This window comes from Desulfoplanes sp. (assembly GCF_054921335.1).
The window spans coordinates 1-11,654 of record NZ_JBUDSQ010000081.1 but is presented as its reverse complement, the minus strand read 5'-3'; the positions used below and the strand labels follow the sequence as shown (position 1 = coordinate 11,654).

Annotated in this window: 12 protein-coding genes; 1 reads left to right on the top strand and 11 read right to left on the bottom strand. The window is 54.0% G+C overall.

Annotation, left to right across the window (positions count from 1 at the left end):
* Positions 1-199 precede the first annotated feature (199 nt).
* From ACY692_RS12780 to ACY692_RS12740, 9 genes are all read right to left on the bottom strand, one after another.
* On the bottom strand, positions 200-673 hold the full coding sequence (locus ACY692_RS12780; RefSeq protein ID WP_462325761.1) for a CBS domain-containing protein: 474 nt from the start codon (positions 671-673) through the stop codon (positions 200-202).
* 337 nt (positions 674-1,010) lie between these two features.
* Positions 1,011-1,460 (bottom strand): hypothetical protein, encoded by a 450-nt coding sequence (locus tag ACY692_RS12775; RefSeq protein WP_462325760.1) that lies wholly within the window; start codon positions 1,458-1,460, stop codon positions 1,011-1,013.
* A 72-nt stretch (positions 1,461-1,532) separates the two neighbouring features.
* Complete coding sequence (gene nhaB, locus ACY692_RS12770; protein ID WP_462325759.1) at positions 1,533-3,023, bottom strand: sodium/proton antiporter NhaB; 1,491 nt, start codon at positions 3,021-3,023, stop codon at positions 1,533-1,535.
* A 69-nt stretch (positions 3,024-3,092) separates the two neighbouring features.
* Positions 3,093-4,520: a transferase gene (locus tag ACY692_RS12765; RefSeq protein WP_462325758.1), complete on the bottom strand. Its 1,428-nt coding sequence runs from the start codon at positions 4,518-4,520 to the stop codon at positions 3,093-3,095.
* Between the two features lie 111 nt (positions 4,521-4,631).
* Positions 4,632-6,095, bottom strand: a complete 1,464-nt coding sequence (locus tag ACY692_RS12760) for an SLC13 family permease (RefSeq protein WP_462325757.1) — start codon at positions 6,093-6,095, stop codon at positions 4,632-4,634.
* Positions 6,096-6,151: 56 nt separating this feature from the next.
* On the bottom strand, positions 6,152-6,700 hold the full coding sequence (locus ACY692_RS12755; RefSeq protein ID WP_462325756.1) for a CBS domain-containing protein: 549 nt from the start codon (positions 6,698-6,700) through the stop codon (positions 6,152-6,154).
* Entirely contained in the window at positions 6,697-7,125 is a 429-nt protein-coding gene (locus ACY692_RS12750; protein WP_462325755.1) for a response regulator, read from the bottom strand. The genes ACY692_RS12755 and ACY692_RS12750 overlap by 4 nt, the downstream gene beginning before the upstream one ends.
* Positions 7,126-7,578: 453 nt before the next feature.
* Complete coding sequence (locus ACY692_RS12745; protein ID WP_462325754.1) at positions 7,579-8,487, bottom strand: ATP-binding protein; 909 nt, start codon at positions 8,485-8,487, stop codon at positions 7,579-7,581.
* 3 nt (positions 8,488-8,490) lie between these two features.
* Positions 8,491-8,688, bottom strand: coding sequence for a hypothetical protein (locus tag ACY692_RS12740; RefSeq protein WP_462325753.1), 198 nt, complete (start codon positions 8,686-8,688; stop codon positions 8,491-8,493).
* 176 nt (positions 8,689-8,864) lie between these two features.
* Between ACY692_RS12740 and ACY692_RS12735 the strand changes: the two genes are divergently transcribed.
* Positions 8,865-9,296, top strand: a complete 432-nt coding sequence (locus tag ACY692_RS12735; RefSeq protein ID WP_462325752.1) for a response regulator — start codon at positions 8,865-8,867, stop codon at positions 9,294-9,296.
* Between the two features lie 131 nt (positions 9,297-9,427).
* On the opposite strand, the gene ACY692_RS12730 is transcribed toward ACY692_RS12735, so the two are convergent.
* Entirely contained in the window at positions 9,428-10,459 is a 1,032-nt protein-coding gene (locus ACY692_RS12730) for an ABC transporter ATP-binding protein (protein WP_462325751.1), read from the bottom strand.
* 184 nt (positions 10,460-10,643) lie between these two features.
* Positions 10,644-11,615 (bottom strand): ABC transporter ATP-binding protein, encoded by a 972-nt coding sequence (locus tag ACY692_RS12725; protein ID WP_462325750.1) that lies wholly within the window; start codon positions 11,613-11,615, stop codon positions 10,644-10,646.
* Positions 11,616-11,654: the final 39 nt, after the last annotated feature.

Sequence of the window (11,654 nt, the reverse complement as noted above, 5' to 3'; positions counted from 1 at the left end):
CGGCAGGGTCCCCCCTGTAGGATCGGTCCGCCAGACGTCTCCGGGGATTGCCGTTGCATGTACTACGGTCCCGAGGGCGTGTTGCATATCCCGGGACGATGGGCCGAACGTCTGCACCAAATGTTCGGAATGTCTTTTGCGGGCGAGGGCCTCTCGGAAGATGGAAGGATGATCCGGGCGGATCTTTTTCAGGTAGGAGTCATACCGTGGCCAGGTCGACGAGTTCGGTATCTTCGTGGTCGAACATGAGACAGCTGTCCACGAGACGCAGAAGAATGTCCCGGCGGGTGACCTCGCCCAAAAGCTTTCCTTGGTCGTCCAGTACCGGCAGGGTGTTGAATCCCTTTTCGACAATCAAGGCATCGGCTTCGAGAAGTTGGTGGTGTGGGCGCAGAAAGACAAAATCCTTGACCATGATGTCCCCGGCCAGTCTGTCCTTCACCTTCTCCACTTTTTTTTGCAGAAAATCAGCACCGTCGGTGATGGATCGTGCGAGATCCGAATTCATGTACGAAGGCATGATCTGTTTGAGCAGGTCCACGGCGGAAACGATGCCCAGGAGTCGATACTCCCCGTCAACGATATACACCTGTCTGGGCATGGGGGAGGCGATTTTACAAAGTAGGCGTTTGTAGTCGCATTCTGGGCTGGCCAGGATGAGTTTGGTCTTCATACATTTTGAAACATCCATTGTTGTACCTCGCTTTTTCATTGTTGTACCAATACTACTCTACGTTTGGCCCCGTTGTGGGGCCTTGCCCTGGAGAAGGGGCCGGATGCCCCTTCCTGTGGTTGATCAAAATAAATAGGGAACTATTACGGAATCGATGCCTGACTGGCAATAAAAAACTGGTATGTTTTCCGGTCGGGCCGGAGCGGATTTTTTACCGTTTGCCGGTATTGTTCCATAGGGAACAAAAAAAGGACAACATCCTGGATGGATATTGTCCTTTTTTTGTGGTGGAGGGTTGGGAGGTATGGGGGGTATGCTTTTTCGTCTTATGGGCCCCCTATTTGTACAGATTCCGTAATGTGGTCACCAGTTCTTCAACCTGGGGCTTGTACTCGTCGGGTAGGTATTCAACGGCCTCGTTCAGGGAATAGATGGCCTTGCGGATGTGGGCCATCTCCAGGGCCTGTTGCCGGGCGAGTTTGTTGGGACCCACCGCGAAATTGAGGGTCTTGCCGTCCATGGTGTGGTGGACATAGGCCCCGTTCACGGCCAGTTTTCCCAGTTGATGGAGCAGGAGCGGAGTGTCGTCGGTGATCCACGGGGAGACGTCGTGTTCCCCCCGGGTATCGAACAGGATTTCACCCGTCTGAATATCAAAGAGCATGCTCATTTCTTCAGGGTCGACGTTTTCTTCCCAGATGGCAAAGAGCTTATCAATGGCTTCCTTGGCGGCGTCCATGTGGTCATGGCTGAGTTGCAGCCGGACATCGTATGATACTTTGGTCATGGTATTCTCCCTTGGTGCTGATTCGTTGCGTATGTGGCCTCCCTCGCTACGGGGGCAACGGGCCATTCTTCCTTACAGCAGCCAGATGGTTGCGGCAAGTCCTGCCAGAGACATGGTGATGGTGTAGGGGAATGCCAGCTTGACCATCTCCCCGTAGGAAAGCCTGATCAATGGAGCCAGGGCCGATGTGAGCAAGAACAGGAACGCGGCCTGACCATTGGGGGTGGCCACGCTGGGAATGTTCGTGCCGGTATTGATGGACACGGCCAGCAGATCGAATTGTTCTTTGGAGATCTGGCCGGCCAGGAAGGCTTGCTGGGTTTCTGTGATGTACACCGTGGCCACGAAGACGTTGTCACTTATCATGGACAGGACCCCGTTGGCTATATAGTAGGCCGCCAGCTGGGTTTTGCCCGAGAGTTCCAAGACGGCATGGATGACCGGGGCGAACAGGTGCTGATCGTGGATCACGGCAACAATGGCGAAGAACACGACCAGAAGGGCGGTGAACGGTAGCGCCTCTTCAAAGGCATGCCCGATCTTGTGTTCCTCGGTGACACCGTTCAGGGCGGTGAGCAGGACGATGACGGCCAGCCCGATGATCCCCACCTCGGCCAGATGGAAGGCCAGGGCCAGGATAAGGAAGATGGCCACGCAGACCTGGATGAACAAGGCGGCCTGGTGCTTTTTGGTCATTTTTGACTCGGTTTCCCTGGCGCTGTTCTCCAGAATGGCCCGAACATTGATAGGGAGTTTGAATCCATAACCGAAAATAGAGAGTTTTTCCAGGAGAACGCAGGTCATAAGGCCAACAAAGAGAACCGGCACGGACACCGGGGCTACCCTGATGAAGAAGTCGGCAAAGTGCCAATCCATGACATGGCCGATGAGCAGGTTCTGGGGCTCACCCACAATGGTCATCACCCCGCCGAGGGCCGTGCCAACGGCACCGTGCATCATGAGATTGCGGAGGAAGCCGCGGAATTGACGCAGGTCGAGCCGGTTCTGGTCGACAATGCTTTCGTCCTCGCTCAGGGAACAGGAACCGCCCGTGCAATGGGTATGGTAGATCTCGTAAAACCCGTAGGCCACGGCGATGATCACGGCCGTCACGGTCAGGGCGTCCAGAAAGGCAGAAAGAAAGGCCCCGGCGAAGCAAAAGAGCAGGGACAGCCAGATTTTGGATTTTACCTTGATCAGGATCTTGGTAAAAGTATACTGGAGCAGATCCTTCATGAAATAGATGCCCGCGACCATGAACATGAGGAGCATGATCACCGGAAAATTGTGGGCCGCTTCCTTGTATACGGCTTCTGGCGAGGTCATGCCGAGGGCCACGGCCTCGATGGCCAGTAGACCGCCTGCCGGCAGCGGATAACATTTCAGGGCCATGGCCAGGGTGAATATGAATTCTCCGATGAGGATCCAGCCGGTGATGAATGGACCGAGGGTCATCAGGAGAACCGGATTGGCGACCAGAAAACCGATAATGGTCAGCTTGTACCAGTCCGGGGAATTTCCCAGAAGGTTTTTGTTCAATGCCTGAGCGACTGTTTTGGGCATATGGGACTCCACGTTGGGGATATGTTAGGGGTGGATGTGGATTGGCCACAAGGATTGCTGTTTGCGGGACTAGCCATCGAGATGGGTGATGTCCATTGTCGGGTACATGCCACGGAGCGGTCCTTCGGCATAGGGCTGGATGATGTTGAAGGAGATGTCCTGTCCCTTCTGGGCGTGTCCGGCCATATCCTGTCCGCTGTAAAAGGCCCCGTTGGCCTCGAGGATGTGCGTGATCCGGTGCTTGAACGCATCCACGAAGGTTTTGCCGCTGCCCTGGAAAACCATGGACCCGAGTTCCAGCTTGCCGTCCACTTGAGCAAGTTTGTCGAGGGAGACGCTGTTCTGCTCGAGATCTTCCTGACAGGTTATCAGGCCCCAGGCCACGGTGTTTTCCGGGATGACCACGGGTTCCTCGGCATCGATGACCGCATGGGGCATGATGATCGAATCCTTGCCAATAGTCACAGCGGCATTTTTCTTCCCGTGCAGGAACGCATTGAAGCCGACGAATACATTGTTCCCGAGGACAGAGTTGATGATTTTTCCCCCATGGGCGGTGACGTTGTTCCCTCCGAGGGTCGAGTCGATGATGTAGCAATTTTCTTGGGCATTGGAGCCGCGTCCCAGAGACGAGTTCTCAATATATGCCCGCTGAGCGACGAGGACGTTCTCACCGATCGATGTCTTGGGTTTTACCACGGCATAGGGACTGACCGATGCCCCCTTGGTTGAGAAGGGGGGTTGGTTCTGGACCCGACAATAGATGGATTCAAACTCTTGTTTCCTGGACTCCACAAAATCGAACAGGATGCCCGTGGGACGTTTGTTGGGCTGGAGGTCGATATATTTTTTCAACGGTTCCAGGGGAAAACGGTATCTGAAATCGAAACTCCCCTCGGAACGGACCCAGACCATGCCCGGCTCTATCCATTCGTGGGAGAGCTCGCCGACCTGGACGTAGGCAAAGGTACCGACGACGCAGTCGTGCAGTGATGTGAGGTCCACCGTGGCAAAAGGTCCCAGGAAAGCGCCCTCCATGGGTGCGCCGTGGATGTTGGCATAATGGAGAGACAGGGTGTTCTGGATGCGGAATTCTTCCAGGTTCTCCGGATCGTGGGAGAAATTGTGCACCAGTGTCTTGACCAGGAAACTGTCCCGGATGATCACCTTTTCGTCATGGTGCAGGGGGATGCGCAGCCCCTCGTAATTGAACTCCGTGCCCCTGCGCTTGAATTCGTCTCCACGGATGTCGGTTTTGTAGATCAGGGAGTGCTCCGCGTTGCATCGGCCTAAAAAGTAGCTTCCGGCCAGGCAGGAACCTTTGAATCGTAAGTGCATGGGCAGGTCCGGTGAAAGCCCGTAGAACGCATAGAACTGGGCGAATTTTTCTTCCGGGATGAGATCAAGGGCGTAGGGGCCGCAGTCTACCTTGGGGCCGCGTAGGTTGATGTTGATCCGGTTGACGATACGTCGGGTGAGTTGGCGTAAGTGTTCCATGAGCCTCCTTGGCGTTCCATCGCGTCGGTTTGTCGTTGAGGGATAACAAGAACCACGGAAGGCAGGAGGGCCTTCCGTGGCTTTATTTCTCTTGCCGATTTTTGTTGAGGATTATGGGATGATGATGGGCATGCCCATCAGCGGCCAGATCACATAGACGGCCAGACCGACCACGGCCATGAGCAGTATGCTGGCAGGAACTCCGTACATGAAGAATTCCCCGGTTGTAAACTGTTTTGAGTCGTAGGCGATGGCGTTGGGAGCCGCTCCCACCAGGAGCAGGAAGGGCATACCTGCGGTCACCAGGGAGGAGAACAGGATGACTTCCGGGGCCACGTGCAGGAAGGGCGCGATGACCAGGGCGACCGGTAGGGAAATGGCGATGGCGGCCACGTTCATGATGAAGTTGGTCATCATCATGACAAAGAAGGCGATGGACATGACAAAGACGAACCAATGGGAATCCTTGAACATGTTTAGCCAGTTGATGGCCAGCCATTCGGCCGCGCCCGTCTGCCAGAGACAGAAACCGATGCTCATGGCCCCGGCGAAGAGGAGGATGATGTTCCAGGGAACATCTTCCAGGTTCTTGATGTCCAGAATCTTCAGCACATAGAAGAGGATGGTCGAGACCAGAATGATGGCGGTCTTGTCGATGGCCTTGAGTTCGGGAACAAAGGACCGGAGAGACATGACCAGGATGACACCGCCGACAATGACCGCGGCCAGGATTTCGTCCCGGGTCATGGGGCCGAGGACCGAGTTGAGCTCACGGGCCTTTTCGCGCAGGCCGGGTATCGTCTTCCTTTCTGGCTTGAACATGATCATGAAGAAGCCCCACAGGAGAAAGACCATGAGCCAGCCGATGGGGGCCATGTAATAGGTCAGCTGAAAAAAAGTGATGTCCGTGTGGATGATCTCCTTGAAGAAACCGATAGCCACGGCGCCGCGGGCCGCCCCGAGCAGGGTGACGATGCTTCCGGCGCCGGCCACGTAGGCCATACCCATGAACAATCCCTTACCGAATTTGGTCGGTTTGTCGCCTTCGCCGTACATTGCATAGATGGTCAACAGCAGAGGGTATATGGTTGCGGCCACGGCCGTGTGGGCCATGACGTGGGTCATGGCGGCCGTGACGATGAAGCAGCCCAGATAGATCATGCTCGTCTTTTCGCCGACGACCATGAGCATTTTATAGGCCAGACGTTTGGTCAATCCGGTTTTGGTGAACACTGCACCGATGATCAGGGATGCAAAGATGAACAGGACCGAAGGGTCCATAAAATCCTTGAAGGCCACTTTGGCGTCACGGACATGGAACATGGCCTGGAGAACCCCGATGGTTAGACTGGTGATGCCGATGGGTACAACCTCAAAGACCCACCAGATACCGGCGAGTAAAAACACGGCCAGGGCCCCCTTGCCTTCCTTGCTCAGGACGATGTGGTCTCCGGTTATCGGGTTGACCGCGTCCGGCCAGGGTGGACAGTAGTAGACAACGGTGAACAGGGTAACACCAAGTAGGATGAAAAAAATCCGGCTCCATTCAATTCCACCGGTTTTTGCTGCAGTCATTATTTATTTCTCCTTGCTTGTTTGGGGTGAATGATCATTCTTGTCTATGCTATGCGTCAAGAAATTTCGCATTGGTCAATGGCTTCACAAAATCTTCTGAAGATATCGAAGGAGCGGAGTACCCCCACAAATTTGTTTTTTTCTTTCACCAGCAGGGAGTGTTTGTTGTCCACAATCATGCGGTGGACCGCTGTATCCAGCGTTGCATTGGATTCGATGACGTCTCTGGGGATCATTTTCCGGTTTATGTCTTTCAGGAAAACCTGGCCGGTCTTACGACAGAAGTCCTCCAGGGGATTGGCCCAGAGGTCATAGGATTCGAGCATTTCTTCGACATAACCAGGCTGCATGCCGAACCTGGAAAGGTCGATCTCCTGGACTTCCTTGTACTTGGGCTCCATGAAGCGGAAGATGTCCAATATCGTCAGCATGGTGGCGATATCTCCCTCTTGGGTCACGATAAGTACGCTGGTATGCAGGTTTTCCTTTTTTTCTTTTTGGAGGCTGCGCAACGTCACGATGGCGTCGTAAAGGGTTCGGGTCTCATCGAGTTGCGCGTATTCTCCGATAGGAACCATGAGTTCCTTGACCTTGGTTGTTTTCACGTTAGACCTCCTCCATTATAGAAGCGATTGTACTGTATTGACGGCTCGGTATTCGAGCTTTCCAAGCGTTGCTGGGCCTGTCGTATGGTTTTTACCAATGTCCGCGTATCCAGGGGAAGGTAGAGTTCTTCAAACGGGCCGACCTTCATGGCCTCTATGGACAGGGATACCTGCTCCGGATTGGTCAGTAATATGATTTCTTTGCGGGGAAAAGCTTTTTTAATCATCTTGATAAGGGCGATGCCCTCCCCTTTTACCCGCTCCATGTCGATGAGCACGATCCCGCAAGGCTCGTTCCGGAGATGATCGATCACCCCGTTGACCCCGATGTGTTCCGTAACCAGGATATCCTGCTCCCTGAGCCTGGAAGAGAGGTGGAGTGCAAAGGTTCTGTCGGTTTCGACAAAGAGGACTTTCGGGTTCATACGCCGTGTAGGACAATGGTTGATGGACGGCTTGTGAAATAGCAAACAAGGTGCCATAAAAAAAACGCATAAATTTTAGGGTATTATAAATATCCAAAAAACGTGTAAACCAAAAAAAGACAAAACGGAACGTATGGCGGAACGGGTTTGTGGTACACTTTGAAACATTATGGGACGGAAGGGCAAGATGGGAGGGTCGCTAGGTGTGCGAGGGTGCCCTTGATGGGGGATAGAGGGCAGAAGGCAGAGGGCCGCGCTACATGACACGTGACCGGAGCCGGGATTTTTCTGTGCCCGGTGCTCTCTTGGGAATCCTGGCGTGTTGCATGGATTCCAAGGTCCCGGCCCGCGCCGGGGTGGGGGGAAAAGAGACAACGGCATCTCAGGACTGAAAAAAACCGTGCCATCGGAAGGAGTGTCTGGAAATGGCGGCTATCCCGAGTGAGTGGGGTATCATTCCTTGAGCATGTATCCTTGAATACGGCAGGGGCCGCAGGGTTCGCCTTCGGGCGAGGAGGTGGGGAAACCGCATTGTGGGCAGGGGTGGAGGGGCGAGGAATTTTCCCTGGTATCCTGGAAGTGCGGACGCCCCTGGTCGAGAAATTTTTGATAAAAACTGCGTTTGCGTCCGGGCTGGGATTCCTCGAGCTGGTTCAATAGGTGCTTGTAGGTGGTGAAACTGGCCTTTTTGCTGAAAGGACAGGGGTGGTAGCCGTATTCGATCCCGGCTAGGAAACAGAGATTGGCGGTTTCAAACTCAGAGACGGTGCAAAGGGGTTTCACCTTCTGGACAAATCCGTTCTCCCTGGGGAGAACCGGTCCCTGGCTTGCCAGATAGGTCGGGTCCCATGCCAGAACGTTGGAGAACAACCGGGCCACTTCGTCATCCAGATTGTGTCCGGTGACCAGAACCGTGTACCCTCCCTGGACAGCGGTCTTATTGAAGAAGTAGCGTTTGAGTTGACCACATACCGAGCAGATGGGGCGTTTGACCCTCTCCCTGACCCCGGGAATGGCCAGGCCATGGCGGGAAAATTCGATAATTTCCAGAGGAATGTCGAACCGGTCGCAGAATCCTTGCGAGATAGTCCGGGCTATATTCGATGACGTGCCTATACCCAGATCAAGGTGCAGACCGGAGACATCGTAGCCGAGTTGTTTGAGTTGCCAGGTAACGGCCAGGGAATCCTTGCCCCCGCTGATGGCTACGAGGAGTTTGTCTTCTTTGGAGAACATCCGGTGGGAATGGATGGCCCGTTCTATCTGTCGTGCAAAGAAAATGAGGTAGCATTCCCTGCAAAAGGCCGTGTTGTGGCTTGGCAAAGCCACGACGGCTGGTTGTTTGCATCTCTTGCATTTCATGTTCTATCCCCTCGAGACGACATCACGGACGATGATCGTGCCGTTGTGGCCGATTTTTTGGTCCGGGGTGAGCAATCCGCCGTCGCGGATGACCAGGACGTTCCCGGGTTTGCGTTTGAGTTTGTTCAGGAGTTGGAGCACGGAAGTAATTTTGGGAAAGACGTGTTTGGTCCCATCCGGTTCGATGACTACATCTACCATTTCTTTGGATATCTCCGGGGTGTAGGTTTTCGTTGAACCAGGGGTATGCATCTGGTATGGGAACCCTGGTCCCTCTGTCATATGGTGGTTTGGAGCGATTTTTCGCTCATGGGTTGTATGTTTTTTCGACCCGGGGTAGCAGGGTGTAACCATGAAAAAAAGCCGGAGAGTCGATGATGCTAAAACAGAAAGTTCTTGTGGTTGACGATGAACCCCATATCCGGATGCTCTACCAGGAAGAACTGGAAAGCGCCGGATATCTGGTAGCTGTTTCGGACGGGAGCGACGAGATTGTCCCGCTGATCGAATCCGAAGGGCCGGATGTTGTTGTCCTGGACATCAAGCTGGGTCCGGAACGGTCCGGTCTTGATCTTCTACAGGAAATCCGACGGGAGGACCAAAAAATCCCGGTCATTCTGTGCACCGCCTACGATAGTTTTCAGCAAGATTTTAAATCTATTGCAGCGGACTACTATGTGGTCAAATCGGTGGATTCTACAGAATTGCTGACTAAAATAGGTATGGCCATGGACAAGGTCAAGCAGGACCACGCCGGGGCTTCAGGAAAACAGGATGTGGAGGGAGATCCTGGTAATTCCCGGCCATAGGATAGGCTGCCTGGACGGGATATGATCCGGGGAAGGGTGGGCATGGAAACAAGGATCTTGTATGGTCCATGGGCCACGTTCCCGTGTCCATCCCTGTGCGGTCCAGGATAAAATCGGGCCCCCATGGTGGGTTAGATCCTTCCTTCCTGTACCGCGTGGCAGGCGACCTTGGAGCCGTTTTCAAGGGTGCGCAGTTCGGGACGCTCGTTGATGCACCGTTTGTCGGCGTGCACGCAGCGGCCGTGGAAGAAGCAGCCCGACGGCAGATTGATGGGGGTTGGAACCTCCCCCATGAGCTTGATATGTTTGCGTCCCTTGTGCCCCAGCCGGGGGATGGCGCTCAACAGGGCCTGGGTATAGGGGTGTTGCGGAGATTGGAAAAGATCCTCGGTGCGGGCCAATTCGCACAGCGAACCCAAGTACATGACAGCGACACGTGTGCTGATATGCTCGACGACAGAGAGGTCATGGGTGATGAACAGATAGGTCAGTCCCTTTTTTTCCTGGGCGTTCATGAGCAGATTCAGGATCTGGGCCTGGATGGATACGTCAAGTGCGGAAATCGGCTCGTCGGCAACGATGAACTCGGGATCGACCATCAATGCACGAGCGATACTGATCCGCTGGCGCTGTCCTCCTGAGAATTCATGGGGAAACCGGTCGGCCCACGCCGGATCGACCCCAACAAGATCCATGATCTCAGCGACCTTGTCCGAAAGTTCTACGGGGGATTTATCCGGTCGGTGGAAGGCCACGGGCTCCTGGAGGATTTGCCTGACCTTCATCCTTGGGTTGAGGGAGGCGTATGGGTCCTGGAAGATCATCTGCATCTTTGCCCGGTAGGGGATCATTCCTTTGGGGTTGATGTTGTCTATCCGTTCACCCCGATACAGAACCTTGCCGGTGGTCGGCGGATAGAGGCCCAGAATAGTTCTGCCCAGGGTCGATTTACCGCACCCTGATTCCCCAACCACGCTGAAGGTCTCCCCGGGAAATATATTGAAGGAGACGTCGTTTACCGCCTTGACCGTGGTTTTGATGCGCTGGGGTTTCCCCTCCTTGAGGGTGAGCTGATCGAGAAACCCGCCTGAAATATCGAATATCTTGACCAGGTTCTTGACCGAGAGAATCTTTTCTATGGAAGTGGTTAGTTTTGGTTGCATGGGCAATTAAGGATAAAGGATAAAAGATATATGATGTAAGATGCAGGATTTAGAATAGAGAATATATGACATAGGATGCAGGATGTACGGTGGTAACTTTTTTTGGGGGCCTTGCGTTGTCATTATGAAGCGTAGAGATGTTCCACAACGTGTCGGCTATCCTGTAGCAAATAATCTCTATATGTTATCCTTTTTTTACCAAATGACATGCCACCATCCCGCTAGCACCGGTGCATGGATGCAACTCCGGCTCGTGCTCTTTGCAGATGTCCGTGCAGATGGAACACCGCGGATTAAACGCGCAGCCCTTGGGGATGGAGGTGAGATTGGGCATCATGCCGGGGATCTGATTGAGACGGTTGCCCCGGTGTTTACTCTGGGGCAGGGCGCTGATCAGACCCTGGGTATACGGATGTCTCGGGTTGTGGATGATGTCGTCGGTCAACCCCTTTTCAACAATCCGGCCCGCATACATGACCGCCACTTTTTGGGTCACCTGGGAGACCACGCCGAGATCGTGGGTGATCAGGATGAGGCCCATCTTTTTTGTTCCGCAGAGTTCGAGTAGAAGATCCATGATTTCGGCCTGGATGGTCACGTCTAGAGCCGTGGTCGGTTCATCGGCAATGATCAGGCCCGGGTTGGTCAATAAGGCGATGGCGATGACGATCCTTTGGCGCATACCTCCCGACATCTCATGGGGGTACTGGCTGAGCCGTTTTTCAGGCGACGGAATGTATACGTTGCTCAACTTTTCGACGGCGATCGCTTCGGCTTCTTTCCTGGACATGCGCTTGTGGGCCAGGATTGTTTCGACCATCTGGGTGCCGACGGTCAGGACCGGGTTCAAGGTCATCATGGGGTCCTGAAAGATCATACTGATTCGGTTCCCGCGCAAATGGCGCATCTTTTCCAGAGGATAATGGCTGATCTCTTCACCTTCGAAAAAGATTTCACCGGAATCGATGAATCCGGGTTGGCTGATCAGGTTGATTATGGAAAAACCGGCCACGGATTTGCCCGCGCCGGATTCGCCCACAAGCCCCATCCGCTCACCCCGGTCCAGGGAAAAGGTAATATCGTTGAGCGCTGTCAGGTCACCGAAACGGAGACCGAATTTGACCACCAGGTTTTTGACTTCAAGGAGTTTGGACATGGGGAGGATGGTTTTAAGGGTTAAGATTTAAGGGATAGG